Origin of the sequence: Pseudomonas sp. WS 5051 (assembly GCF_012985715.1) — a bacterium.
Classification (GTDB): domain Bacteria; phylum Pseudomonadota; class Gammaproteobacteria; order Pseudomonadales; family Pseudomonadaceae; genus Aquipseudomonas; species Aquipseudomonas bubulae.
The window spans coordinates 1-25239 of sequence record NZ_JAAQWV010000009.1 but is presented as its reverse complement, the minus strand read 5'-3'; the positions used below and the strand labels follow the sequence as shown (position 1 = coordinate 25239).

The 25239-nt window shown below is 58.7% G+C and carries 23 protein-coding genes; 12 read left to right on the top strand and 11 right to left on the bottom strand.

Annotated features, from left to right (window positions below; all coding sequences use genetic code 11):
* Positions 1 to 6: 6 nt before the first annotated feature.
* From HBN79_RS15580 to dinG, 5 genes are all read right to left on the bottom strand, one after another.
* Positions 7 to 1125 carry an OmpA family protein gene (locus tag HBN79_RS15580; protein WP_095032386.1) on the bottom strand — a complete coding sequence of 373 codons (1119 nt, stop codon included), beginning with the start codon at positions 1123 to 1125 and terminating at the stop codon, positions 7 to 9.
* 110 nt (positions 1126 to 1235) lie between these two features.
* Complete coding sequence (locus HBN79_RS15575; RefSeq protein WP_095002978.1) at positions 1236 to 2381, bottom strand: serine hydrolase domain-containing protein; 1146 nt, start codon at positions 2379 to 2381, stop codon at positions 1236 to 1238.
* Positions 2382 to 2722: 341 nt separating this feature from the next.
* Positions 2723 to 3868 carry a serine hydrolase domain-containing protein gene (locus HBN79_RS15570; protein ID WP_095027022.1) on the bottom strand — a complete coding sequence of 382 codons (1146 nt, stop codon included), beginning with the start codon at positions 3866 to 3868 and terminating at the stop codon, positions 2723 to 2725.
* Between the two features lie 113 nt (positions 3869 to 3981).
* Positions 3982 to 6333 (bottom strand): beta-galactosidase, encoded by a 2352-nt coding sequence (locus tag HBN79_RS15565; RefSeq protein WP_169916868.1) that lies wholly within the window; start codon positions 6331 to 6333, stop codon positions 3982 to 3984.
* 95 nt (positions 6334 to 6428) lie between these two features.
* The gene (dinG, locus tag HBN79_RS15560) at positions 6429 to 8573 is read right to left on the bottom strand and encodes an ATP-dependent DNA helicase DinG (RefSeq protein WP_095002975.1); all 2145 of its coding nucleotides are present in this window, start codon (positions 8571 to 8573) and stop codon (positions 6429 to 6431) included.
* Positions 8574 to 8671: 98 nt separating this feature from the next.
* Here dinG and HBN79_RS15555 point away from each other — a divergent pair, with 98 nt between their 5' ends.
* On the top strand, positions 8672 to 9136 hold the full coding sequence (locus HBN79_RS15555) for a CopD family protein (protein ID WP_095019454.1): 465 nt from the start codon (positions 8672 to 8674) through the stop codon (positions 9134 to 9136).
* 743 nt (positions 9137 to 9879) lie between these two features.
* Here the strand turns inward: HBN79_RS15555 and HBN79_RS15550 are convergent.
* The 3 genes from HBN79_RS15550 to HBN79_RS15540 form a co-directional block, all read right to left on the bottom strand.
* Positions 9880 to 10638: a collagen-like protein gene (locus tag HBN79_RS15550; RefSeq protein WP_169916867.1), complete on the bottom strand. Its 759-nt coding sequence runs from the start codon at positions 10636 to 10638 to the stop codon at positions 9880 to 9882.
* On the bottom strand, positions 10631 to 10909 hold the full coding sequence (locus HBN79_RS15545) for a DUF1145 domain-containing protein (protein WP_169916866.1): 279 nt from the start codon (positions 10907 to 10909) through the stop codon (positions 10631 to 10633). Before HBN79_RS15545 ends, HBN79_RS15550 begins: the two co-directional genes overlap by 8 nt.
* Before the next feature lie 126 nt (positions 10910 to 11035).
* Positions 11036 to 11728, bottom strand: coding sequence for an OmpA family protein (locus HBN79_RS15540; RefSeq protein WP_095002971.1), 693 nt, complete (start codon positions 11726 to 11728; stop codon positions 11036 to 11038).
* Between the two features lie 157 nt (positions 11729 to 11885).
* Here HBN79_RS15540 and HBN79_RS15535 point away from each other — a divergent pair, with 157 nt between their 5' ends.
* From HBN79_RS15535 to HBN79_RS15505, 7 genes are all read left to right on the top strand, one after another.
* Complete coding sequence (locus HBN79_RS15535) at positions 11886 to 12383, top strand: DUF6231 family protein (RefSeq protein ID WP_095019457.1); 498 nt, start codon at positions 11886 to 11888, stop codon at positions 12381 to 12383.
* 4 nt (positions 12384 to 12387) lie between these two features.
* The gene (locus tag HBN79_RS15530) at positions 12388 to 12864 is read left to right on the top strand and encodes a YchJ family protein (RefSeq protein WP_095002969.1); all 477 of its coding nucleotides are present in this window, start codon (positions 12388 to 12390) and stop codon (positions 12862 to 12864) included.
* A gap of 22 nt (positions 12865 to 12886) precedes the next feature.
* Positions 12887 to 13372 (top strand): LEA type 2 family protein, encoded by a 486-nt coding sequence (locus tag HBN79_RS15525; protein ID WP_095002968.1) that lies wholly within the window; start codon positions 12887 to 12889, stop codon positions 13370 to 13372.
* Positions 13373 to 13379: 7 nt separating this feature from the next.
* Positions 13380 to 13589: an SEC-C metal-binding domain-containing protein gene (locus HBN79_RS15520; RefSeq protein ID WP_086795965.1), complete on the top strand. Its 210-nt coding sequence runs from the start codon at positions 13380 to 13382 to the stop codon at positions 13587 to 13589.
* A 202-nt stretch (positions 13590 to 13791) separates the two neighbouring features.
* Entirely contained in the window at positions 13792 to 14433 is a 642-nt protein-coding gene (locus HBN79_RS15515) for a glutathione binding-like protein (protein WP_169916865.1), read from the top strand.
* A gap of 80 nt (positions 14434 to 14513) precedes the next feature.
* On the top strand, positions 14514 to 16976 hold the full coding sequence (locus HBN79_RS15510; protein ID WP_095019459.1) for a penicillin acylase family protein: 2463 nt from the start codon (positions 14514 to 14516) through the stop codon (positions 16974 to 16976).
* A gap of 165 nt (positions 16977 to 17141) precedes the next feature.
* Positions 17142 to 18263, top strand: a complete 1122-nt coding sequence (locus tag HBN79_RS15505; protein WP_095002965.1) for a succinylglutamate desuccinylase/aspartoacylase family protein — start codon at positions 17142 to 17144, stop codon at positions 18261 to 18263.
* Positions 18264 to 18275: 12 nt separating this feature from the next.
* Here HBN79_RS15505 and HBN79_RS15500 read toward each other — a convergent pair whose 3' ends face one another.
* Together HBN79_RS15500 and dcd are read right to left on the bottom strand one after the other, a co-directional pair.
* Entirely contained in the window at positions 18276 to 18482 is a 207-nt protein-coding gene (locus HBN79_RS15500; RefSeq protein ID WP_095002964.1) for a hypothetical protein, read from the bottom strand.
* Positions 18483 to 18575: 93 nt separating this feature from the next.
* On the bottom strand, positions 18576 to 19142 hold the full coding sequence (gene dcd, locus HBN79_RS15495) for a dCTP deaminase (RefSeq protein WP_016779707.1): 567 nt from the start codon (positions 19140 to 19142) through the stop codon (positions 18576 to 18578).
* Positions 19143 to 19494: 352 nt separating this feature from the next.
* On the opposite strand from dcd, the gene HBN79_RS15490 reads away from it, so the two are divergent.
* Complete coding sequence (locus HBN79_RS15490; protein WP_002554837.1) at positions 19495 to 19704, top strand: cold-shock protein; 210 nt, start codon at positions 19495 to 19497, stop codon at positions 19702 to 19704.
* A gap of 198 nt (positions 19705 to 19902) precedes the next feature.
* On the opposite strand, the gene apbC is transcribed toward HBN79_RS15490, so the two are convergent.
* Positions 19903 to 20997: an iron-sulfur cluster carrier protein ApbC gene (apbC, locus tag HBN79_RS15485; RefSeq protein WP_095002963.1), complete on the bottom strand. Its 1095-nt coding sequence runs from the start codon at positions 20995 to 20997 to the stop codon at positions 19903 to 19905.
* A 181-nt stretch (positions 20998 to 21178) separates the two neighbouring features.
* Between apbC and metG the strand changes: the two genes are divergently transcribed.
* From metG to nth, 3 genes are all read left to right on the top strand, one after another.
* Positions 21179 to 23230, top strand: coding sequence for a methionine--tRNA ligase (gene metG, locus HBN79_RS15480; protein ID WP_095019461.1), 2052 nt, complete (start codon positions 21179 to 21181; stop codon positions 23228 to 23230).
* A 204-nt stretch (positions 23231 to 23434) separates the two neighbouring features.
* On the top strand, positions 23435 to 24427 hold the full coding sequence (rsxB, locus tag HBN79_RS15475; RefSeq protein ID WP_095020403.1) for an electron transport complex subunit RsxB: 993 nt from the start codon (positions 23435 to 23437) through the stop codon (positions 24425 to 24427).
* Between the two features lie 58 nt (positions 24428 to 24485).
* Positions 24486 to 25148: an endonuclease III gene (gene nth, locus HBN79_RS15470; protein WP_169916864.1), complete on the top strand. Its 663-nt coding sequence runs from the start codon at positions 24486 to 24488 to the stop codon at positions 25146 to 25148.
* Positions 25149 to 25239 lie beyond the last annotated feature (91 nt).

Here is a 25239-nt window from a genome sequence, read left to right as displayed (position 1 = left end):
AATCAGTCAGTTCTTGGCCTGATCGTTGGCGGCAACTTTCTTGTCCGCAACAGCTTTGGCTTTAGCGACAACCGGCTTTTTGGCTGGCGCTGGCTTGGCCGCTTTTTTGGCCGGTGCAGACTTCTTGGCTACGACGCCTTTCTTGGCCGGTGCTGCATTCTTTTTGGCCACAGAAGGAGCAACAGCTGGCTGCACCGCAACCAGCTCGGCCGGGGTGAGGACTGGCTGGCTGTATTTGCTGACCAGGGCAACCATGGTGGCTTGCGGGGTCATCAGGATTTCAACCCGACGGTTCAGGGCGCGACCTTCGTTGCTGTCGTTGGCTGCGCGAGGCATCACCGAACCCATGCCACGCAAGGTCAGGCGGTTACCTTGCAAACCGCTCATACGGAAGATCGCTGCCACCGATTTGGCACGGTCCAGGCTCAGACGGGTATTGGCCGCCATTGCGCCCGAAGAGTCGGCATGCCCCAGCACCAGCACGGCGGTTTTTGGGTCGCCTTCAACCACTTTGGCCACTCGGGTAAACGGGCCAAGCATGGACGGCATCAGCAAGTCCGGGCGGGTGGCCTTGAACGAACTGTCAGCTGAAGCCACGATAATCAGCAGATTCTCGCGACGCTCCAGTTGCAGGTTGGTGTCCTTGATTGCAGTACGCAGACGAGGCTCATATTCGTCCAGCCAGGCCTGGGTAATTTTCGGATCCGGCATCGGGATCACGCCAACCGGCGAAGTTTTGGCGTCTTTGGCATCGCTATCAAACGGCCACCACCAGTTTTTCGAAGAGGCTGCTGCAGAGGCAGGCGCGGCGGTGACGGCTACTTTTTTGTCCTTTTCAACCGGGGTGTCTTTTTTCGCCGAGTCAGAGCCAAAAGGCCACCAGCTGGAACCGCTGTCTTTGGCTGCGACCGCTGGGGCGGTGGCAGTTTTGGTTACCGGTGGCGTTGTTTTGCTGTCTGCTGGCTTGGCCGCAACAGTTGCAGTTTTATCCGCAGGAGTCGACGCCTGGTCGGACGAGCCCAACTGCCACCATTTGTGGCCACCTTCGGCGTCATTCTGTGGAGTTTGTGCGCAACCGGTAATAGCCAGGCAAAGAGCCAGAGCGAGGGTCTTATTAGATGACATTGAATATCCACACAATGAATTAAGAATTAAAGAGGCACTAAGCCCACTATAAAAAACGTATTGAAAACAGAAAAGCTACCGAGTTCCGACCTGTGGCCTACAAATCCTGCTTACAGGCACTCAGCCAGTACTCTAACCAGTTTTTGCGCCCTGGGATCCATCAATATATTGGGCCCAAGGGTATTGGTCACAAATCCAAAGGCCACCTCACGATCCGGGTCGGCAAAGCCGGTCGACCCCCCAGCCCCGGGATGACCGAAAGCTTTTGGCCCAAGGCCAAACGTCGCGTTGGGCACGGTTGGCTGATCCAGCATGCACCCCAGCCCAAATCGGGTTTGCGTGCGCAAGGTTTTATCCTCGCCGACGCTGTGCTCGCGGGTCAGTTGCTCCAGCATTTCGGCTTCAAGCAGGCTGCCGTCCAGCAAACCGCTATAAAAACCGGCCAGGCTACGGGCATTACCATGCCCATTGGCCGCTGGCTGCTCCATTCGGCGCCATTCGGGTTTGTTGGTACTTGTCATAATAGACGGTGGATTGGTGAATGCCCGCGTACTCATGGATGAAGGCTCATTCATCATGGCCTTCAACAGGCGCTGCGCAGCCGCATCCCCCATATTGCCCTTGCTGCGGGCAACATGAGCCACCCGGTAAAACTCTTCGTCACCCAGCCCGACATGGAAGTCCAGCCCCAGCGGCCTGGCCGTCCGCGCCATGATTGACTGGCCCGCACTGCGGCCATCGGCGCGGCGAATCAGCTCGCCCACCAGCCAGCCATAGGTGATCGCGGCATAGCCGTGCCCTTCGCCCGGCGTCCACCAGGGGGTTTCGGCGGCCAGTGCATCGACCATGGTTTGCCATTCATACAGCGCCTCGGCCGGCATCAATTCGCGCAAGGCCGGCAAACCCGCGCGATGGCTCAGGAGCTGACGCAACGTGATGGACTCTTTGCCGGCAGCAGCGAACTCGGGCCAATAGCGGGCCACTGGCACATCCAGCTCCAGCTTGCCCTCTTCGACCAGTTGCAACGCCGTGACAGCGGTAAAAGGTTTAGTGCACGAAAACAGATTGGCAATGGTGTCTGTGTGCCACGGCTGCTCGCCGTCCTTGTCAGCGGTACCGGCCCACAGGTCGAGAACGGTTTCGCCACCGATCTGGATGCACAACGCCGCGCCGCGCTCTTGCGGATCATTGAAAAGATCGGCAAACGCCTCGCGTACTGCTTCGAAGTTAAGGTCGTGAAAACCCTGAATCTGCACCCGGACCTCCTGGATCAAGCATGGCTCTACAAGGCGTGCATTGTTCCAGCACCAGTAAGATTTTGAAACAGAGCAAAGCGCTCTGAGCACACAATTTTTGTGCGCTGTTGAGTCGGCGGGCAAAGTATCAGCAAGGGCGTGTTTTTTTTGTGAAAAAAGGCAAAACACCCATGGCAAAAATCTCGTAGCAGCTGACTCGCGGAGCGAGGCTGCGTCCGGCGGCGCAGCCGTCGTAAAACCTGACTTGCGGGTATAACTGACATACCGCAGGGTCTGATTTCGCGACGGCTTTGCCGCCGAACGCAGCCTCGTTCCTTCGGCAGCTGCTACTTAGGGTGTGTCTACAGCGCGGCGTAGACCAAAGGCGCAAGCTTCTGCACCCGCGGGTCCATCAGCACATGGCTGCCCATGGTGGTGGTGACAAAGCCGAAGCTCACCTCCCGCTCAGGGTCGGCAAAGGAGATTGGCCCGCCCAGCCCCACATGCCCGAATGCCTTTGGCCCCATCCGATGGGAGGCTCCCGGGTCCGCCGGCTGCTCCATCATGCAACCCAGGCCATAACGCATGGGCCGCAGCAGCGTGCGGTCCATATCGTTACTGTGCTCGCGGGTGAACTCTGCGAGCAGCTCAGGCCCCACCAGGCGCCCGCCCAGCAGCGCACTGTAAAACCCGGCCAGGCCATGGGCGGTACCGTGGGCATTTACGCCGGGATGGCGATAGGCCCACCAGCGCGGGTCAGCCGTTTGCCGTGATCCCATGGCGGGATTGGTAAATGCAAGGGTCGCGACATGCTCAGGCTCACTGACCATCACGGCACGCAAGTCCTGGGCGTAGTTATCACCCGTTCGCCCTTCAGCGCGCTCGAAAAAGGCAATGCGGTGAAAGTGCTCGGCATCAACGCCCATATGGACTTCAAGGTCGTTGGGCTCGCAGATTCGCTCGTGGATAAAGGTACAGGGGTCGCGACCATCGGCCCGTCGAACCAGCTCGCCAAGGATCCAGCCATAGGTGGTGGCGCCATAACCGACACTGGTTCCCGGTTCCCACCACAAGGGTTCTGCCGCGACGACTTCGGCCATTGCATCCCAGTCGTACATAATGGGCGTGCGGCTGGGCAAACGCAGCGCCGGGATACCTGAGGTATGGCACAACACCTGGCGCAAGGTGATGCGCTCCTTGCCGCCCTGGGAAAACTCCGGCCAATAGTGGGCAACCGTCTGATCCAGCTCGAGCTTGCCCTCTTCCACCAGCATCAGTGCCGCGATGGCGGTGAAGGGTTTGATACAACAATAGGTGTTGACCAATGTGTCGTGGTTCCAGGGCTGGTCGCCCTCCAGATCCGCCACACCCGCCCATAAGTCGACAACGGTTTCGCCGCCCACCTGCACACAAACACCGGCTCCTCGCTCCTGAGGATCATCGAAGATCGCCTCAAAGGCTTCCTGAACGGCTTCGAACCCACTTGCACACTTCCCTTTCGCTTCCATTTCGAAGTCTCCATTCAGTTGGAATGCAAGACCTTAGTTTTAAAGTGGGAATTGAAAAGGAAGAAACCCCTACTGGGCGACGAAATACATCGCCGCCCATCGGGCAGGGAAAATCAGTGCCCCTTGCCCGAGTGCCCACCTGCATGCCCCGCGCCAGAGCGCCCGCCGCTACCATCATCGGTTGCATGCACAGGCGCCTTGACGGCTTTTTCGGCTTCGGCCTGGGCCTTGGCGGCCTCCTGGCCCAACTGGCCAAGGGCCTGCAGATTGGCCTTGCGCACGCTGTCGACAAAACCGGTAAACGGCAAATCGGTGATACCGATCATGCCAAAGTGGCCGTTTTCGCCGTCGAGCAACCGGCCTGTGACCGGCTGGTCCAGGTACTGGAACCAGTGCACGCCAACAATCGACGGTTCTGCCACCGCCTGTTTGAGGAACTTGCTGTAAGCCGGGCCACGGACTTCTTCGTTGGCCACTTCAGTGACGCCGCCCCAGAACGGGCCACGGTCACGGGAGCCGAAGTTGAACTCGGTGATCATTACCGGCTTGTCCAGTTCGCGCAGTTTGCCGAAGTCATAGCCGTCTTGCGGTTGCAGGGTGTAGAAGTTGAAGCTCAGTACATCGCAGTATTTGGCACAGGACGCCACGGCCTCTGGCGTACTGACGGCAAACCGTCCGCCAAGCAGCAAGTGGTTTGGAGCATGCCATTTGAGCGAGTCGGAAATGGTCTTGAAGTAGGTATCAGCAAAGACTTTCTGGAAATACTGATAATCCGCCTCGATTTGCGGGTGCTCGGTGTTGGGCAAAGGCCCTTCAAAACCGGGATCTTCCATCAGCTCCCAGGCCGGAATTTCAATACCCCAGGCCTTGGAAAGACCCTGCTGGTTGCGGTATTTGTCACGCAGCTGCTTGAGAAAGGCCCGCTTGGCGGGTACATCCGTGGTCATGCGCAAAGTGCCCAGGGCCAATGCATAACGGGATTTCGGGTCATTACCCGGACCAGCCCAGGCCAGTTCGTTGTCGGCAAAGTAACCGATCAACCAGGGATCATCGCGATGATCGCGAGCGGCAATGGCCACGGCGCGCTCGGTGGCCATGGCAAAGCGCGGGTCAAACGGGTCGGGCATGCCGCCCCACCAGTCGGTGCCGGTACTGATGCTGGTGTAGTCCCCCACAACCGACAGCGGCAGGGTGTAGGGCACGCGATCGTTGAGGCCCAGTTCGGGGTCGCTCCAGTTGCCGATGGTGTTGAAGCCCCAGGCTTGCAGGCGATCCAGGGTGCGGGCCTGCCAACGCTTGGCATCGAAGGCTGGAGGTGCACAAGGGCTCACCGGTGCGCTATCCGGTTCAGTTTTAGCCGTTACGCAAGGTTCACCGTAGATACGCTGCAGGTTGGCGGCATAAAAGTTGTACCAGCGCCCGGCGTCAAAGCCCCTGCCCTGGGTCGAGGCGTTGCCGCTGTTGTTGTTCGCCTTGCCGTAAAAACTGGCCAGAGGAGTGCCATCATGGGGCAAATCGGTAAACATCCACTCACGGCCGGCAACATAGGTCTGGCTGTCGTTGGCCGTTACGGCATTTAGGCCCAGCGAGTAAAACGGGTGACCTTCAGGGGTGATCAGGTTCCAGCGGCCATTGCGCTTTTCTGTGCGGAAAAACCCGGTCGCCTCAAACCCCGCGCCCTTCAGCCAGCCGCCGTACTTGTCCTGATCGGCACGCCCGGCCAGCCAGCCTTTGAGTTGCTGCTGTTCTTTTGCGGCGGCGGCCTTGAGCTGTTCGTCATTGGCAACACGCTCCGGCCATTTGGCGCGGGTCGACTGGCCGTAGCCGTCGACGATCGCGCCGTACACGGCCTTGATTACGCCTGTGCCGTCCTGCACGCCGAAGCGCTCCAGCAGAATGCTCTGCGCGACGTTCGGTTGCGCAATCGACAGACTTACCGACACCACCTGGCTCAGATCGATTTCACCCTGGCTACTGGCCAGCAGAATGCGCTGGCCATCCAGCGTCATCGGCATCGGTGGGCCGGCGCGCATGCCCTGGCTGTGTGGAGAATTGGCTTTTAGCGGCAACAACAGGGTTTGCGCCGGGCCGGCAGGCAGGTCGACACGGCTGGTCAGGGTTTTGCCGTTGCTGCTTTGCACGGTCACGTCCAGCGTAAGTGCCCAGTTCATGGCGTTCTGGATGCGCAGGGTCATCATCCCCGACTGCGACCAGTCCCATACCCCGGTTTGCGGAGTCAAACGCAGGCTGGGCGCGACGGCCGGGTTGAAGGTGACGCGGCGCAGCACTTCGCCTTCGGCTGTTTGCTCCGCATTGTATTGCGGCAAGATCGCATCCGTAGTCGCCACTTGCACCACATCGGCAGGGCGAACGAAATTGAACAGGGTTTGTTGGCCAGCAGGCGCCGCCAACAGCGGAGTCGTGACCAGCAACGCAAAAACAGCAGACAGCGAACGGCGAATCATATGGATCTGGTTCTCCCAAACGGCCGAAAATCGGCCTGTGAGGTGGTGAAAGTCAAAGCATAGACAGCAAAGTCGACGATAACGCCGACCCGCGCTTAAGAAATTTCGCGCCTGAACGGCGGCAGTGCATTCAGAATCGCCTTGCCATAGCGCTGGGTGACCAGGCGCCGGTCCAGCAAGGTGATGGTGCCGCGATCCTGTTCGGTACGCAGCAAACGCCCGCAAGCCTGAACCAGCTTGAGCGAGGCATCAGGCACGGATATCTCCATGAAGGGGTTGCCACCCCGGGCCTCGATCCACTCGGCCAGGGCCGCTTCGACCGGATCATCGGGAACCGAAAACGGTATTTTGGCGATCACCACGTGCTCGCAGTAGGCACCAGGCAAATCCACGCCTTCGGCAAAACTGGCCAGGCCAAACAACACACTGGAGTCCCCGCCATCGACCCGCGCCTTGTGCTTGTTGAGGGTTTCCTGTTTGGACAGGTTACCCTGGATAAACACTTGCTTGCGCCAGTCGCGCTCCAGGCCGTCGAATACGTCCTGCATCTGCTTGCGTGATGAAAACAGCACCAGCGTGCCCCGCGAGCCTTCGACCAGCGCGGGCAAGTCACGAATGATCGCCGCCGTATGAGCCGTAGCGTCACGGGGGTCGGCTTTGAGGTCAGGCACTCGCAACACACCGGCATCAGCATGATGGAAAGGGCTGGGCACCACCGCCGTCACGGCTGTTTTGGGCAGGCCGGCACGCATGCGGAAACGGTCGAAGGTGCCCAGTGCTGTCAGGGTGGCGGAGGTCACGAGTACCCCATAGGCCACGTTCCACAGGTTGCGACGCAGCATCTCGGCGGCCAGGATGGGGCTGGCGTTGACCTCGATATCAAACAGCGAACCGCTTTCCGCCAGGGTCAGCCAGCGCGCCATGGGCGGGTTGTCTTCAGGGTCTTCGACAGTAAAGGCGGTCCACAGCTCCCAGTTGCCCTGGGCCCGGGACAGCAGGCTGCCAAACAGCGGGTACCATTCCTCGGCCTGGTTGCTGGTGATGCCGATATTGACCTCGCCATCCATACCGTCCTTGAGAATCTCGGTCAGACGAGTGAACAGGTCGGTCAGACGCGAGAATCCTTTTTTCAACTCGATGCCCATTTCACGCATGTGATCGGGAATCAGGCCGCCAATAAAGCGATGGCGCGGACGCTCGCGACCCTCGGGCTCTTCGCCGACTTTAAAGTCGGCGATCTGCTCGCAGGCAGTGAACATGAACTGTTGCTGGGCCTTGATTTCTTTGGCCAGCTCCGGCACTTGCTCCAGCAAACGCCCCAGGTCGCCGGGCAACGGGTGTTGGGCCAACAGTTTGGTAAGGTTCTTGGCGGTTTGCTCCAGCCAGTCGGCGGTGGAGCGCAAACGGGTGTAGTGGGCAAAATGGCCAATGGCCTTGTCCGGCAGGTGATGGCCTTCGTCAAACACATAGACCGTGTCACGGGGATCAGGCAATACCGCGCCACCCCCCAACGCGAGGTCGGCGAGCACCATGTCGTGGTTGGTGACGATCACGTCCACCTTGCTCATGCCTTCCCGGGCCTTATAGAAAGCGCACTGGCCGAAGTTGGGGCAATGACGATTGGTGCACTGGCTGTGATCGGTGGTCAGGCGCGCCCAGTCCTGGTCTTCAAGGGCCTGGGGCCAGCTGTCGCGGTCGCCGTCCCACTTATTGCCGGCCAGCTTTTCGATCATGCTGGTGAACAGCTTCTGGCTGGCCTCATCGACTTCGATCTTGAAGCCTTCTTCCTCGAACAGCTGCGCCGTCGCGGTTTGCGCGTGGCCCTCTTGCAGCAGCATGTCGAGCTTGGACAGGCACATATAGCGGCCACGACCCTTGGCCAGGGCAAAGCTGAAGTTCAGCCCGCTGTTGCGCATCAGGTCCGGGAGGTCCTTGTAGACGATCTGCTCCTGCAGGGCGACCGTTGCCGTGGCAACCACCAGGCGCTTGCCCGCGGCCTTGGCCACAGGAATGGCAGCCAGGCAGTAAGCCACGGTTTTGCCGGTACCGGTGCCCGCTTCTACGGCGACCACAGCCGGGTCGCCACTGCGGTGGTTTTCTTCGTCGGTGTCGATATCGCCCAGCACCTTGGCCACTTCAGCGATCATCAGACGCTGACCGTAACGCGGCTTGAGGCTCTTGGATTCGAGAAAACGCGAGTAAGCGCCCTGGATCTGAGTTTTGAGTTCGGTACTAATCATGGTTCTTCGGGCGCAAGAAACGCTGGATAAATTTTCAGTGGTTCGAATGACCGCTATCATACCCCGCTAATTCATCCCGCGCCGAACGGAGTACCCCAATGACCGCCTTTGCCCTCGCCTACAGCCTGCATGTACTGGCCGCCCTGATCTGGGTGGGCGGCATGTTTTTCGCCTGGATGATCCTGCGCCCGGCGGCTGTCACGGCCCTTGAAGGCCCGGTACGGTTAAAGCTGTGGGTAGAAGTGTTCCAACGTTTTTTTGTATGGGTGTGGATCGCAGTGGTGATTTTGCCGATAAGCGGTGTAGGTCTTCTGCAAATGCGCTTCAACGGTTTTGAAACGGCGCCGCGCTATGTGCAGATCATGATGGGCTTGTACATCGTGATGGTGGCGTTGTTTATCCGCATTCAATCGCTGCAGTTGCCTGAGTTGCGCAAGGCCGTCGAGGCCCAGGCTTGGGCTGACGGGGCAGCGGTAATGGGGAAAATTCGCCGGCTGGTGGGGTGCAATCTGATTGTGGGGCTGGTGTTGGTGGCAATTGCGGCGGCTCGGCCGACTTTTTAAAAGCCGGATGGGTGTAGCTGCCGAAGGAACGAGGCGGCGTCCGGCTGCGCAGCAGTCGTACAACCATTTAATTACGGGGTATCAGAGGGTTCGTGTTTGCAGTGTTTGCGACGACGACAGCAAGGCATTTGGCCTTTAATATCAGGCGTTTCGTACGACGTTTCGCTTTCGTTTCCGTGAAACTTCCTAGAAAATCCCGTTCGCTTGCGCCGCTTAAAATCGGGGAATAGTCTCGGCCCATCGCTGCAAAGCTGGCCAAGGGTTATGTCGACAAGTTGCTGGACACGCTGGTAACGCACTGAAGCAGCACGCGCCTGATTGGCGACAGGCACGTCGTTTATTTATACGTAGCTGTGCCGCAAATCAACTGATCCACCGGTTACATATCCGGCATTTGCGTCTAACTGAAATATTGGTTTCGCTCTTACAGCGAGTCACTTTGCAAAAGCGGCAAAGTAACCAAAGCGCTTGCGCCCCATCGCACGGCCTTCGCTGCGCTCAGGTTCACTCGCTCCGGTCCTGTTCCGTGGGCACGCCGCCACGGGCCATCCTGGCCCATCGCGACTCTCCCGGCATCCATGCCGGTCGACCCACTCCACAGAACCTCCACTCGCCCTCCCGGGAGGGCAGGCAGATCAAAAGCACAGCGCCCTCGAGGCGGCCGACCGGCCGGCCTGTTTGGAGTGAATGTGTTGCGCAATCTGCGCTTAGCGCCTCAGCGGATATTGCGTGCCGTGCACAGGTTACAACCGCTGGATAGTCACAACACCTGCCGTACCCGCTTCCCCCGGCTGCCCGGCCAGGCCCGGCTTGCCGGACTTGCCGCCATCGGTGCGATACACCACACAGCCCTTGGCTTTGCCGCCTGCGCCAGCCCGTCCGGCCTCGCCGGGCTTGCCGCCCGTACCGCCGTCAACCCGCACACGGACTTGTTCGGCCGGGTAGTCACGCGGCAGCTCAACCCGCACCTGCCCGCCGGCCGCACCCGGTTGCCCGTTACCTCCATTGTCGCCATTGGCTCCGGAGCCCGCCGCGCCCCAAGTACAGCCTGGCTCTTCGCCATTACCGCCATCAAGCCCGGCAAAACCCGGCGCTCCCGTACCGCCACGGGCATCAATGGACAGTTGCGGCGCTTGCAGTGACTCAATCCGCAGGCTCAGGTCCCGGGCTGGCCGCGCAGGCTTTTCAAAGGTACCGGTGGCGCCACGGGCATTGATCTGGCTGCCCTCGCCCAGTTCGGCACGCGCCACCCGCAGCGCGATGCCGTGCTCGGCAGGAACGATAGTGATGCGTGCTTCACGACCCAGCTGCAGTTGGTCGATATCGACCTGGGTGATCCCCGCTGGAATCAATAACGTCCCGTAGTCAGCAACATCAAGCTTTTCCAGGCGCAATACACTGACGTTAGCGGGCAGGCGCATCATCGAGTTGGCCTCGACCGAGACGACCTCGGCCTGAGCAAAAGGGCTGCACAAGGCAGCCAACAAACATAACTTACGCATGGCTGGCATCTCGTTCGCGGGAGGCAGGAAGGGTATGTGCGTGAAAAACTCCAAACACAAGAATCAACAGGCGATCACGCCAGGGATGGCGGCGGCCTTGCAGGCGACCTTTGAACAAGAGCACCTCAAGCCCATGGGTCAGCACCAACAGGCTGCCAACAAGGTTGATCAGCACATCGAACGGGTAGACCAAGGGCTGGTACAGATTACTCAGCACCAAGGCCCAAACTATCAGTGTCAATGCTTTACCCAGCCCCCAAAGCACCCTCATACATCCGCCTTTAGCATGTTCTTTGGCGCACATTAACGGCTTGTACAAGCAGGACGCCATAGACCGTCATAAAAAGATTCGCCGCAACTTCGACTGGCCCGGGCAAAACCGCGGCGATACCAAGGGTTAACGAATGATCAGAATCTCGGTACGTCTGTTTTGGGCGCGGCCCTCAGGGGTCTGATTGCTGGCCACAGGGTTCGACTCACCGGCTCCCTCCACGGAAACAAACTGACTGCGCGGTACACCGCTGTCGATCAAGTACTCAACCACCGACTGCGCCCGTGCCTTGGACAGTTTCAGGTTGTAGGCCTCATTGCCCACACTGTCGGTATACCCTGTGACCTTCAACTGGGCGTTGGCGGCGTCTTTTTTCAGGCGCGCGGCTATGATATTGAGCTTTTCCTTGTCCGCCGCAGTCAACCGGGCAGAGTTGAATTCGAAATTCACATCACGTACTACAATAGCCTCTTGCTTGACGACCACCACTTCTTCAACCACCACCACGGCCACAATCGGGCAGCCCGCAGCATCGACTTTCACGCCTTGGGGCGTATCAGGGCACTTGTCGCGACTGTCCGGAACACCGTCGCCATCCGCATCGCCGTCACCGTGTACCCAACAGTAAGCCGCGGCCATGCCCGCACCGAATACGGCACCACCCCCCGCCCAGGCCGAGCTTTTTATTGCACCCAAGGCCGCCCCGCCCACACCGCCGACTGCAGCACAGGTGGGCCAGTCAGTTTTTTGCAACCCGGCACAGCCCGTTAATACGCCGGTGAGAACAACCAGAGGTACTGCTGTTCTTATGATGCTCATAAAAGGGTCTCTCCTGAGGGTCGGCGTTTGGCCGATGCAAGGCAAAGTAAAGACTGCGCTCAGGGTATGCGCCAGCAAAGTGACAGTAGCAGCAACAGCCCACTAGGCCGCGCGGCTTGCGCAGGCTAGTCTTGGACGCTCTAAGTGAGGACCTTCGATGACGCCCGGTATTTCTACACGTACACCCCAGCAAGCGCTGGCGGCCTTGCTGGATCGTTATGCGCCACAACGCCTGCTCGTGGTCGGGGCCAGCAGTTTCCCGGCACTGGCCGCCTTCGAGGCTGCGCACCCCGGCGCACAGGTGGCCCGAGCAGCGCCTGGCCCGTTGCCCGAAGACCTGGCAGCGCAACGCTTTGACCTGGCACTGGTGATCGACTGCCTGGAGCACCTGCCCAAAAACAGCGGGCTGCAATTGCTGGGCGGCATTCGCAACCTCAATGCCAGTCGCATTGCCGTGCTGGCGGATCTCACAGCCTGCAATTGGAAAGAAACCGACTTTTACGCCCTTGCTTTACAAAGCAATGAGAGGTTTCAGCGTGACGAGCAAGTCCTGACGCTCTTTACTTACGACTTGCGCGAATACAAACAAGTACCCGACTGGCTAAACGCCAGGTTTTGGGCAAACCCGGAAAACTTTGGCAAGTATTGGTGGTAACCCGATGAGCACATCCATTTGCCCCTGCGGCAGCGGCAACCTGCTGGAAGCCTGCTGCGGGCACTATCATGACGGCCACCCGGCCCCGAGCGCCGAAACCCTGATGCGCTCACGCTACAGCGCCTATGTATTGGGGCTTGTCGACTACCTGGTCAGCACCACCCTGCCTGTGCAGCAAGCCGGGCTGGATCGCCAGTCCATTGCCGACTGGAGCGCGCAGAGCACCTGGCTGGGCTTGACCGTTGAAAGCAGCGAAGTGTTCGGCGGCCAACCGGAACACGCCTTTGTGACCTTTACTGCACGCTGGCACGACGCCAATGGTGAGCACAGCCACCGCGAGCGCTCATCCTTTGTGCAAAGCGCCGGGCGCTGGTACTTCATCGACCCCACCGTACCGCTCAAGGTCGGGCGCAACGACGCTTGCCCATGCGCCAGCGGGCTGAAGTTCAAAAAATGCTGTGCCGGTTTTTTCGGTCAATAGGCTGGACTCTGAGGGTTAAACAATGGACGTGCGGGCCCGAACAATAAAAACAATCGCCCTGGCCATGCTGCTGATGGTATCGGGATGCACCTCCTGGTTCGACTCAGGTGACAAGGACCCGGACGTGCATCTGGAAAAAGTCGAACTGGTGCAGGCCAAGCTGCTGGAGCAGCGCTTCAGGCTGCATTTTCGGGTCGACAACCCCAATGACTCGACACTGACCGTACGCGGCCTGAGCTATGCCGTGTATCTGGGCACCATCAAGCTGACCGAAGGTGAGAACGAACACTGGTTCAGCGTGCAACCCAACAGCAGCGCCATGTACGTGATACCGGTGCGTACCAACCTCTGGCCGCAGGTGCGCCCGCTGGTCAATTTGCTTGAAACACCCGACCAGCCCATCCCCTACCGACTCGAGGGCACACTGCAAACCGGGCTGTTCTACGGTTACGACGTGCACCTGACGCGCAAAGGCGAGATAATCCCCGGCGATTTTATTCCAGAGTGATTGAGCAATGACCCAACAACCCCACGTTCATGGCCCCGACTGCAACCACGATCATGATCATGGCCACACCCATGACCACGATCACGGTCATGTACATGGCCCGCATTGCGGCCATGCACCTCAAGAGCCTGTGCGCAACGAGCTGAAAGACGTTGGCCGCAACGATCCCTGCCCGTGCGGCAGCAGCAAGAAATTCAAGAAGTGCCACGGCGCCTGATCCCTCGGGACGCTTTGCAAACGCCGCACAGGATCCAGTGTCCTGTGCGGCGTTTGTGTTTTTGCTTTATGAAAAAGTGCGTCACAAACCATGACCTGCTTTCATCCGACGCGCTTTTGGGGGTAAAACTGACAGCCCACAGTCGATGACCGCCTCTGATGGTTGTCAGGTGCTGGGTGAACATTCCCTTCTGGAGCCCTTCATGATCGATCTTTATTACTGGACCACTCCCAACGGCCACAAAGTCTCATTGTTTCTTGAAGAAGCTGGCCTGCCCTACAAGGTTCATCCGATCAATATCGGCAAGAATGAACAGTTTGCTCCGGACTTTTTGAAGATAGCCCCGAATAACCGCATCCCGGCCATTGTTGATCAGGCACCGGCCGACGGTGGCGAGCCACTGTCCTTGTTCGAGTCCGGCGCGATCCTGCTGTACCTCGCGGAAAAAACCGGGCAATTTTTACCAAAGGACCTGCGCGGCCGGCAAATGGCCCTGCAATGGCTGTTCTGGCAAATGGGTGGCCTGGGGCCAATGGCCGGGCAAAATCATCACTTCAACCGCTTCGCACCGGAAAAAATCCCGTATGCGATCAAACGCTACACCGAAGAGACGGCCCGTTTGTATCGCGTATTGAACAAACAGCTGGAAGGCCGCGAGTTTGTTGCGGGTGACGAATACAGCATCGTCGACATGGCGATTTACCCGTGGATCGTGCCCCATGAATGGCAGGGGCAGAACCTGGATGATTTCCCGGCCCTGAAGGCCTGGTTCCAGCGAGTCAAGGCGCGCCCGGCTACAGAACGTGCCTACGCACTGGTGGATAAAATCAACCCGCCGAAGTAGTGCATATAGCGCTTGCACGGTGTCATCGGCCTCACTAACGTAGCGGCTTTCGATGACACCACCCCCGCAGGAGCTTTGCCATGGCCTCGCCAGCCTTTACTTCTTTACTACCCCGGTTCGGCGTTGCCGCGGCAATGGTCAGCCTGCTGGGCCTGGCCGGTTGCCAGATAAACAACCATGCCACTGAAAGCCTGGTGCCAGCCTCTGGCGTGCAACCGCTCAAGGGCCTTGCACAGAACGTGTCGGTACGCCGCAACATCCAGGGCATGCCGCTGATCGAAAGCAGCAGCTTCCATGACGCCCTGTTCACCCTGGGTTATGTGCATGCCGGTGACCGAATCAGCCAGATGGTGCGTTTGCGCTTGCTGGCCCAAGGCCGCTTGGCCGAGCTCAACGGCGTTGATGCACTGGAAAGCGACCGGTTGATGCGCACCGTCAATCTGAAAAAGAACGCTGACGAGCTTTATAAAAGCGCCTCACCGCGACTTAAAAAGTTTTTCGAAGTCTACGCTCGCGGAGTCAACGCCTACCTGTTCCGCTACCGCGACAAATTGCCGGCCGATCTGGCGCAGGCCAGCTACAAGGTCGAGTACTGGAAACCCGAGGACTCGGCGCTGATTTTCAGCCTGTTGAACTTCGGCATGTCGGTCAACCTGCAAGAAGAACTCAACGCCCTGGCCCTTACGCAAAAAGTCGGCACCGACAAACTGCCCTGGCTGATGCCAACCTATCCCAACGAAGCCCTGCCCAGCAGCGAAGCCGACAAGCTCAAGGGCCTGGCCCTGGGCAGCCAGTTGCAAGGCTTGAGCGGCGTGTCCCAGGCCCTTGAACAGGTGAAGCAACTGAGCCTGCCAGGTGTCACGGCATCCAGCGACTGGGCCATTGGCCCGCAGCGCAGCCGCAGTGGCAAGAGCCTGCTGGCCAACGATATCCATCAACCCATAGGCGTGCCTTCGGCCTGGAACTACGTGCAGATTCGCGCCCCCAAATACCAGGCTGCCGGGGCAACCATTGCGGGCTTGCCGACCCTGTTCGCCGGGTTCAACGGCAAGGTGGCATGGGGTATGAGCATGGCCATGGGCGACAACCAGGATGTGTTCCTGGAGAAGCTCAAACGCCAGGGCAGCAGCCTGTACTACATGGCGAACGGCAAGTGGCTACCGGCGACGGTGCGCAACGAAACCTTTTTCGTCAAAGGTCAGCGTCCGATTCGCGAAGTAATTTACGAAACCCGCCACGGGCCTTTGCTCAACAGCACCCTGGGCAGCCCCAATGCCCTGAACAGTAGCCTGGGCCTTGCCCTGCAAACCCCGGACTTGCAGGGCGACAAAACCCTCGACGCATTTTTTGACCTGTCCCGTGCCCAGAACAGCGAAAAAGCCTCGGATGCCAGCCGTGAAATCCGCGCTGTGGCGCTGAACCTGCTGTATGCCGACGCCAACCATATCGGCTGGCAAGTGACCGGGCTCTACCCCAACCGCCGTGAAGGGCTTGGCCTGTTCCCGTCGCCGGGCTGGGATGGCCGCTACGATTGGGAAGGTTACGCCGACCCGATGCTGCACCCCTACGACCAGGACCCGACCCAGGGCTGGCTGGGTACCGCCAACCAGCGTACGGCCGCCTATGGCTACGGCATGCAACTGTCCAACTCGTGGCTGTCACCTGAGCGCAGCGAACGCCTTGCGCAACTGGCAGGCAGTGGCAAACAGGACGCCCGCAGCATGATAGCCATGCAGTACGACCAGACCACGCTGTTCGCAGCCAAGCTGAAAACCATGTTCAGCGCCCCCGGCATGGCACAGCCTCTGAAACAGGCGATCGCGGCATTGCCCGCGCCAGAACAGGCCAAAGCCCGAGAAGCTCTTGGCCGGCTGATGGCATTTGACGGCAAGCTCGGCGCCAACTCGGCCGATGCGGCAGTGTACGAACTGTTTTTGCAGGAAAGCACCCGGCAGATCTTCCTGGATGAACTGGGCCCCGAGAACAGCGCCAGCTGGCAGGCATTTGTGGCCAACAGCAACCTGTCTTACCCGGCGGTAGCCGATCACTTGCTGGGCCGCGAAGACAGTCCTTTCTGGGACGATAGCCGCACCACGCAAAAAGAAGACAAACCGGCCATTCTGGCCCGCAGCCTGGCCGGGGCGATCAGCATCGGTGACAGCCTGATGGGCAACGATCACAAAGCATGGCAGTGGGGCAAGCTGCATCAGTACGTATGGCGCAATGCCAACGGCCAGACTGTTCGCGCCCCCGTTATGGCAGGCGGCGATCATACGACCCTCAATACGGCGGCCTACCACCTCGCGGGCGCAAACTTCGAGGTGACGCAGATACCGGCCATGCGCATGATCATCGACTTCGGCCAGGTCGAACCGATGATGGCGCAAAACAGCACCGGGCAATCGAGTAACCCGGCCAGCCCGCACTACACCGACGGTATCGATCCGTGGCTCAAAGGGCAGTACATCAGCTTCCCGATGCAGCCGCAGAACTTCGACAAGACCTACGGCAAGACCCGTCTGACCCTGGTTCCGGGCAAGTAACCGAGAGCCACAGCCTGCCCTCTCATGCACAAAGCCGGGAGAGGGCATATGCTGAGTAAAAGGTGCAATTTTTCATTTGTATGTCGCCCATAATATGCTTCGATTGGGGCGACTGGCACAGCGCTACTGTCTGGCCATCTGAACTTGGCTCACAAGGACGTCTCCATGCAGCGACATCAAATTCATCCTTTGCTGGCACCTGTCCCGGGCACTGAACGGCTTATTCACAGTTTTCATTACGGGCCTGCCCAGCCCCGAGGCAAGATCTATATCCAGGCCTCACTGCACGCGGATGAATTGCCCGGGATGCTGGTCGCCTGGCACCTCAAGCAGCGCCTTGCAGAGCTTGAGGTGGCGGGACGGTTGCTCTTTGAGATAGTCGTGGTACCAGTGGCCAACCCGGCTGGCCTTGAGCAGGTCTTGATGGATATCCCGCTGGGGCGTTACGAGCTGCAAAGCGGGCAGAACTTCAATCGTAACTTCCTGGACCTGAGCACGCAGATTGGTGATGAGCTTGAAGGCCAGCTCAGCGATGATCCCGCACAGAACCTGCAATTAATCCGCCGTCGCTTGCGCGAACTGCTGTCAGCGCAAGTGCCGACAACGCAGTTGCACTCCCAGCGCCTGACCCTGCAAACGCTGGCCTGCGATGCCGATATGGTGCTGGACCTGCACTGCGACTATGAGGCCGTACCCCACCTGTACACCACGCCTGAAGCCTGGCCGCAGGTCGAACCGCTGGCGCGCCACCTCGGCGCTCAAGCCAGCCTGCTGGCAACGGACTCCGGCGGGTTGTCGTTCGATGAGTGCTTCACCCTGCTGTGGTGGCAACTACAGCAGCGTTTCGGTCATTGCTATGCGATTCCCCAGGGCAGCTTTTCCGTAACCCTGGAATTACGCGGCCTGGCAGATGTGAACCACAGCCATGCAGGGCACGACTGCCAGGCGCTGATTGATTATCTGATCGATTTTGGCGCGATTGACGGAGAATCCGTGCCTTTGCCACCCCTTCTCTACCCCGCCACCCCTTTGGCCGGCGTAGAGCCCGTGGCAACACCGGCAGGCGGGCTGCTGGTGTTCAATGCCAGGCCGGGGGAGTATCTGTGCGCTGGCCAGTTGATTGCCGAGATCATTGACCCCATCAGCGACAAGCTCACACCGGTTTACTGCGCCAGCGCAGGTTTGCTGTATGCCCGCTCTCAGCGGCGAATGGCCACCGCAGGCATGGTGATTGCCCACGTGGCAGGCCGCGAAGCCTATCGTAGCGGTTATCTGCTATCGCCTTGAGCCACTACCGGATCAGGCAACCGGCGCAGGCGGAGGCTCGTCAGGCAGCGTTGGCACGCCCGGTTCGGGCTCGATCGGTTGCGGGCTGTCCGGGTCAGGCTGGCCGGGGATGCCACCTGCATGCAGCTGTGGAAAGGCCAGCAGAGACCAGGCCAGCAGCCCGACCTGATTGGGCTCGAGGTTTGCCAGTTGGGCGCGGATACTCGGATCAATCTTCATAAGGCACTCCTGAGCGATGATCCGGCTCGCTGGATGCGTAACCGGAAATACACTCAATAGAGTGCATTTGCGCTCAAGAATTCCCTCTGTTCGTCAGGTGCGAGGCAAGGTCACGCCGCGCTGGCCCTGATACTTGCCGCCACGGTCCTTGTACGACACTTCACACTCTTCGTCAGATTCGAAGAACAGCATTTGTGCCACGCCTTCATTGGCGTAGATCTTGGCCGGCAATGTCGTGGTGTTGGAAAACTCCAGGGTCACATGACCTTCCCACTCGGGCTCAAGTGGCGTCACGTTAACGATGATGCCGCAACGCGCGTAGGTACTTTTACCCAGGCAGATGGTCAGCACATTGCGCGGAATACGGAAGTACTCAACGGTGCGTGCCAGGGCGAAGGAGTTGGGCGGGATGATGCAAACGTCGCTGGTGACATCGACAAAGCTGCCCGCGTCGAAATTTTTTGGATCAACGGTCGCCGAGTTGATATTGGTGAAGACCTTGAACTCGTTTGCGCAACGAACGTCATAGCCGTAGCTCGAAACGCCGTAGGAGATCAGACGGTTCTCGCCTTCTTCACGCACCTGACGCTCGACGAAAGGTTCGATCATGCCGTGCTCTTGCGCCATGCGGCGAATCCACTTGTCTGGTTTGATGCTCATGGCGGGTGTCCTGAATAGCGAGGTAGAAAATTCTGTTGGGCATCTTACCGCCCCCCAAGGCCCTGTTCAAAAATCTGGGGAAAAAATATCGAAATTAGCTTGAGATCCCCTGAATACAGGGTGTGAGGGCAACCGTCAGTCACGTTTTTGGATAATCCTTCGCAAAGACCCTTTGCACGTTCGGAAAAAAGCGTTAAGGTGGCGCCACTGTGTTGCTTGTGTCACTGAGAATCTCTACACGATATGTTGAATTTCGATCCAACCATCTCCAAGAATTTTTCCTGCTCTTTGCACTCAGTCTCGGCCAGGGCTTTTCCTGCGTCGCAGTTATCTTTGTTCAAGGAGTTACACCATGTCTAATCGCCAAACTGGTACCGTTAAGTGGTTCAACGATGAAAAAGGCTTCGGCTTCATCACTCCACAATCCGGTGACGACCTGTTTGTTCACTTCAAAGCAATCCAATCCGACGGCTTCAAAAGCCTGAAAGAAGGCCAACAGGTTTCTTTCATCGCTACTCGCGGTCAGAAAGGCATGCAAGCTGAGGAAGTTCAAGTTATCTAACTTGTACTGATCCAGTAAAAAACCCCGCCCTTAAAAGCGGGGTTTTTTTATGCCCGTAATAAACCCAGGCACGATTTTGTAGTCGCTGAAGAGGCACGAGGCGGCGATGGGCTGCATAGCGGCCCCAATTTCTGAAGGCCCTGGGGGCCTTATCGCAGCCTCGTACCTCGTCAGCGACTACAGGTATTGCATCGCAATTCAGTCGTCAGTGGTCGTAATGGTCGGCATAGCCTGCGAAGCCGCTTCATGCAGGACAATACGCGCACCCACCTGTCGGGCCAGCTCCTGATAGATCAAGGCAACCGGGCTGTTGGGGTCAGCCACCGCTGTTGGCTTGCCATTGTCGGCCTGCTCGCGGATTTCCATCGACAGCGGCAGCGAGGCCAGCACCTCAACGCCATATTGCGTTGCCAGCTTCTCCCCCCCACCCTCACCGAACAGATGCTCTGCGTGACCACAGTTCGAGCAAATGTGTACCGCCATGTTCTCCACGACACCCAGCACCGGAATGTTGACCTTGCGGAACATCTCGACACCCTTGCGTGCATCCAGCAAAGCCAGATCCTGCGGCGTGGTCACAATCACCGACCCGGTCACCGGGACTTTCTGTGCCAGGGTCAGCTGGATATCGCCGGTACCCGGTGGCATATCAATGACCAGGTAATCAAGGTCATTCCAGGCCGTTTGTGTCACCAGCTGCAGCAACGCACCCGACACCATCGGACCGCGCCACACCATCGGCGTGTTGTCGTCAGTCAAAAAGGCCATCGACATGACTTCAACGCCATGGGCTTCGATGGGCACGAACCACTTCTGATCACGAATCTTCGGCCGCGTACCTTCAGCGATGCCAAACATCACGCCCTGGCTCGGACCATAAATATCCGCGTCCAGAATCCCCACCCGCGCACCTTCACGGGCCAGCGCCAGTGCCAGGTTGGCTGCGGTGGTGGACTTGCCGACACCGCCCTTGCCGGAAGCCACGGCCACAATGTTCTTCACATTGGCCAGGCCCGGGATTTGCGCCTGCGCCTTGTGCGCCGCAATCACGCAGTTGATCTCGACCTTGGCCGAGGTCACGCCATCCATGTTTTCGATGGCGGTTTGCAGGATCTGCGCCCAGCCACCCTTGAACAGACCGGCGGCATAACCCAGTTCAAGCTGAACACTGACGCGCTCACCCTGAACCTCTATGTTGCGGATGCATCCGGCACTGACCGGATCCTGATTCAGATAAGGGTCGGTGTATTGGCGAAGGACGGCCTCCACCGCTGCGCGATTAACTGCGCTCATGGGCAACTCCCGTAAAGACTGAGTAAAACAGGCCGCTATCGTACCTGTAATAAACCACCGGCAGCAGGCTTTTGAACCGCACAAAAACAGCACAAACGATCAGATACGCCAGCACGGGGTGAAATATATTGCCCGGCGCTTTATAGTGGCCGACCACCGTCTCATCAAGTAGCCGAGCCCCATGTCCGAGCCACGCAATATCTTAGTCACCAGCGCCCTGCCCTATGCCAATGGTTCAATTCACCTTGGCCATATGCTTGAGTACATCCAGACTGATATGTGGGTGCGCTTCCAGAAACTTCGCGGCAATCAGTGCACTTATGTCTGCGCAGACGATGCCCACGGCTCGGCCATCATGTTGCGCGCCGAGAAAGAAGGCATCACCCCCGAGCAACTGATCGCCAACGTCCAGGCTGAACACAGCGCCGACTTTGCCGAGTTCCTCGTCGATTTCGACAACTTCCACTCGACCCACGCCGAAGAAAACCGTGAGCTGTCGAGTGCGATCTACATCAAGCTGCGCGAAGCCGGGCATATCGCTACCCGCTCGATCACCCAGTACTTCGACCCGGAAAAGAAAATGTTCCTGGCCGACCGCTTCATCAAGGGCACCTGCCCTAAATGCGGCACTGACGATCAGTACGGCGACAACTGCGAAAAATGCGGCGCCACCTACGCGCCAACCGATCTGAAGAATCCCAAGTCCGCCATCTCCGGCGCCACTCCGGTGCTCAAGGATTCCGAGCACTTCTTCTTCAAGCTGCCCGACTTCGATGCCATGCTCAAAAGCTGGACCCGCAGCGGCGCCCTGCAGGATGCTGTAGCCAACAAGATCGCCGAATGGCTGGATACCGGCCTGCAACAGTGGGATATCTCCCGCGATGCGCCGTACTTCGGCTTCGAGATCCCGGACGCGCCAGGCAAGTACTTCTATGTATGGCTGGACGCACCAATCGGCTACATGGCCAGTTTCAAGAACCTCTGCGCCCGCCGTCCAGATCTGGACTTCGACGCGTACTGGGCCAAGGACTCCACCGCCGAGCTGTACCATTTTATCGGCAAGGACATCGTTAACTTCCACGCCCTGTTCTGGCCAGCCATGCTCGAAGGCGCAGGCTATCGCAAGCCTACTGCCATCAACGTTCACGGTTACCTGACCGTCAACGGCCAGAAGATGTCCAAATCCCGCGGCACCTTTATCAAGGCCCGCACCTACCTGGACCACCTGGCACCGGAATACCTGCGCTACTACTACGCCTCCAAGCTGGGTCGCGGGGTTGATGACCTGGACCTGAACCTGGAAGACTTCGTACAGAAGGTCAACTCGGACCTTGTCGGCAAAGTGGTCAATATCGCCAGTCGTTGTGCAGGCTTTATTCACAAGGGTAACGCCGGTGTGATGGTCGAGGGCAATGCTGCTCCCGAACTGACCGAAGCGTTCCTGGCCGCCGCACCAAGCATTGCCGAGGCCTATGAAGCCCGTGACTTCGCCCGTGCCATGCGTGAAATCATGGCGTTGGCCGACCGTGCCAACGCCTGGATCGCTGACAAGGCTCCTTGGGCAATGGCCAAAGTTGAAGGCAAGCAAGCTGAAGTTCAGGCGGTCTGCGCACTGGGCATCAACCTCTTCCGCCAGCTGATCATCTTCCTCAAGCCGGTCCTGCCAGTACTGGCTGCCGATGCAGAGGCATTCCTGAATGTCGACCCCCTGACCTGGAACGATCACCAGGTGTTGCTGGCCAACCACCAATTGAACGCATTCAAGCCATTGCTGACCCGTATCGACCCGGTCAAGGTCCAGGCCATGACCGATGCTTCGAAAGAAGACCTGGTCGCCAGCCAGACCGACACCGGCAGCGCTGCACCACAGGGCAACGGCGAACTGGTCAAGGAGCCGCTGGCCGCAGAAATCGAGTTCGATACCTTCGCTGCCGTGGACTTGCGCGTCGCGCTGATTCTCAAGGCCGAAGCGGTTGAAGGTGCCGACAAGCTGCTGCGCCTGACCCTGGATATTGGCGACGAGCAACGCAACGTGTTTTCGGGAATCAAGAGCGCCTACCCGAACCCGGCCGAGCTTGAAGGTCGTCTGACCATGATGATCGCCAACCTGAAGCCACGCAAAATGCGCTTTGGCATATCTGAAGGCATGGTGATGGCTGCCGGCCCTGGCGGTGAAGAAATTTACCTGCTCAGCCCGGACAGCGGCGCCAAGCCAGGTCAGCGCATCAAGTAACACTGCCCCTTTGCACCGTCTGGTGGCCTGCAGGCCACCAGACGCTGTTCATCAGTAGCCGCCCCTCCCGTCATGCCGGATAATCAGCCGTCTTTACCGAGCTGAACGATCTTGCACCCACGCTTGACCGTCACGCCCCTATTTATCTCTGCGCATGTTGAGCGTCGCCCAGATGCGACCCGCTGTAGCTGGACTGATCACACCATGAGCCTGATTCAACGTATTGATGCTTTACTGCCGCAAACTCAATGCGGGAAATGCGGCCATCCTGGCTGCAAACCTTATGCGCAAGGTATTGCTCAAGGCGAGGCAATCAACAAGTGCCCGCCTGGCGGTGCCGAAACCATTGCTGCACTGGCCAGCTTGCTCAGGGTTCCCGTACTGCAACTGGATACCGATCGCGGCCAGGCCCCACCGCAAGTGGCCTATATTCGCGAAGCCGAATGCATCGGCTGCACCAAATGCATTCAGGCCTGCCCGATCGATGCCATTCTTGGCGCCGCCAAACTGATGCACAGCGTGATTATCGATGAATGCACCGGTTGCGATCTCTGCGTTGCGCCATGCCCGGTGGACTGCATCGAAATGCACCCGCTGCCTGCCAATGTCATCCCGATTGTCGGCGGCCTCGCTCAGAATGAAGAGCAGTTCAACGCCCGTAACCAGAAACGCGAGCATGCCCGCAAGCGCTTCGAGTCGCGCGACGAACGCCTGCGCCACGAAGAGCTGCACAGGCAAGCTGAACGCCTTGCCCGTGCCCAGCGCCCGCCTGCAGCAACCCTCAGCGGCACGCAAACGGATTTCCCCGGGGCAGCATCAGGCAGCCTCAATGACGCCGCACTTAAAAAAGCCAAGGTCACTCTGGCCATGGCCCGCGCGCAATTGAACAAATCGTTGAAGGCCTTCGGGCATCCGCCAACCGCACAGCAGCAATCTCAGCTGGTTATTCTGCAACAGCAGTTTGAATCCGCGCAGCAGGCACTGGCTCAACTGGAGTCAATGCCCCTGGCCGCCACACCCGCACCGATAGCCAATACTGCCGAACTCAAACGGGCAAAAATCCAGCTGGCCATGCGCCGCGCCGAACTTAAAAAAGCCATGGGCCAAGAGGTGTCCGGCACCGAGCTGACACTTTTGGCTGACGCTGTCACTCAGGCAGAATCCGCACTCAATGCGCTGGATCCGGGCAAGACTTGAAAAAACCATATAAGCGCCCCACCGTTTATCGGACTGCTCTTCAGGAAAGTTTTTAACCATGAACGCCGTAAAGCGCCTTGAAATATTTCGCCGGTTTCACGAAGACAACCCTGAACCTAAAACCGAACTGGCCTATTCATCGCCTTTTGAACTGCTTATCGCCGTGATCCTGTCTGCACAGGCCACTGACGTCAGCGTTAACAAGGCAATGGCCAAACTGTTTCCGGTCGCCAACACACCAGAAGCCATCTACGCTCTGGGAGTGGAAGGACTGTCGCACTACATCAAGACCATTGGCCTGTATAACAGCAAGGCCAAGAACGTGATCGAAACCTGCCGTTTATTGATTGAGCGCCATGGCAGCCAGGTCCCACAGACCCGAGAAGAGCTTGAAGCACTGCCCGGGGTAGGTCGTAAAACGGCAAACGTTGTGCTCAATACAGCTTTCCGGCAACTGACAATGGCTGTAGACACCCATATTTTCAGGGTCAGCAACCGAACCGGTATTGCCCCTGGCAAAAACGTGGTGGAGGTCGAAAAAAACCTCATGAAGTACGTACCAAAACCCTACCTGCTGGACGCCCATCACTGGCTTATCCTGCACGGGCGCTACGTGTGCCAGGCGCGCAAGCCTCGGTGCGGCAGTTGTCGCATAGAAGACCTGTGCGATTTCAAGGAAAAAACCTCTGTAGTGGTCAACTCATCCCGGACACGGTTTTGAGTTTTTCTTCCGTTTTCGCTGGGGCCAATCCATCGTTAAATTGATGAGGTCGGATCCAGTTGTAGTGATGCATCAGGTACTGGCTAATATC

Bases quoted from the DNA above. Each gene is read 5' to 3' on its own strand.
- dinG (WP_095002975.1), bottom strand. From the start codon at position 8,573: ATGATTAGTACCGAACTCAAAACTCAGATCCAGGGCGCTTACTCGCGT.
- nth (WP_169916864.1), top strand. From the start codon at position 24,486: ATGAACGCCGTAAAGCGCCTTGAAATATTTCGCCGGTTTCACGAAGAC.
- HBN79_RS15540 (WP_095002971.1), bottom strand. From the start codon at position 11,728: ATGAGCATCATAAGAACAGCAGTACCTCTGGTTGTTCTCACCGGCGTA.
- HBN79_RS15515 (WP_169916865.1), top strand. From the start codon at position 13,792: ATGATCGATCTTTATTACTGGACCACTCCCAACGGCCACAAAGTCTCA.
- dcd (WP_016779707.1), bottom strand. From the start codon at position 19,142: ATGAGCATCAAACCAGACAAGTGGATTCGCCGCATGGCGCAAGAGCAC.
- metG (WP_095019461.1), top strand. From the start codon at position 21,179: ATGTCCGAGCCACGCAATATCTTAGTCACCAGCGCCCTGCCCTATGCC.
- HBN79_RS15505 (WP_095002965.1), top strand. From the start codon at position 17,142: ATGCAGCGACATCAAATTCATCCTTTGCTGGCACCTGTCCCGGGCACT.
- HBN79_RS15550 (WP_169916867.1), bottom strand. From the start codon at position 10,638: ATGCGTAAGTTATGTTTGTTGGCTGCCTTGTGCAGCCCTTTTGCTCAG.
- apbC (WP_095002963.1), bottom strand. From the start codon at position 20,997: ATGAGCGCAGTTAATCGCGCAGCGGTGGAGGCCGTCCTTCGCCAATAC.
- rsxB (WP_095020403.1), top strand. From the start codon at position 23,435: ATGAGCCTGATTCAACGTATTGATGCTTTACTGCCGCAAACTCAATGC.
- HBN79_RS15555 (WP_095019454.1), top strand. From the start codon at position 8,672: ATGACCGCCTTTGCCCTCGCCTACAGCCTGCATGTACTGGCCGCCCTG.
- HBN79_RS15525 (WP_095002968.1), top strand. From the start codon at position 12,887: ATGGACGTGCGGGCCCGAACAATAAAAACAATCGCCCTGGCCATGCTG.
- HBN79_RS15535 (WP_095019457.1), top strand. From the start codon at position 11,886: ATGACGCCCGGTATTTCTACACGTACACCCCAGCAAGCGCTGGCGGCC.
- HBN79_RS15530 (WP_095002969.1), top strand. From the start codon at position 12,388: ATGAGCACATCCATTTGCCCCTGCGGCAGCGGCAACCTGCTGGAAGCC.
- HBN79_RS15565 (WP_169916868.1), bottom strand. From the start codon at position 6,333: ATGATTCGCCGTTCGCTGTCTGCTGTTTTTGCGTTGCTGGTCACGACT.
- HBN79_RS15570 (WP_095027022.1), bottom strand. From the start codon at position 3,868: ATGGAAGCGAAAGGGAAGTGTGCAAGTGGGTTCGAAGCCGTTCAGGAA.
- HBN79_RS15580 (WP_095032386.1), bottom strand. From the start codon at position 1,125: ATGTCATCTAATAAGACCCTCGCTCTGGCTCTTTGCCTGGCTATTACC.
- HBN79_RS15520 (WP_086795965.1), top strand. From the start codon at position 13,380: ATGACCCAACAACCCCACGTTCATGGCCCCGACTGCAACCACGATCAT.
- HBN79_RS15545 (WP_169916866.1), bottom strand. From the start codon at position 10,909: ATGAGGGTGCTTTGGGGGCTGGGTAAAGCATTGACACTGATAGTTTGG.
- HBN79_RS15510 (WP_095019459.1), top strand. From the start codon at position 14,514: ATGGCCTCGCCAGCCTTTACTTCTTTACTACCCCGGTTCGGCGTTGCC.
- HBN79_RS15490 (WP_002554837.1), top strand. From the start codon at position 19,495: ATGTCTAATCGCCAAACTGGTACCGTTAAGTGGTTCAACGATGAAAAA.
- HBN79_RS15500 (WP_095002964.1), bottom strand. From the start codon at position 18,482: ATGAAGATTGATCCGAGTATCCGCGCCCAACTGGCAAACCTCGAGCCC.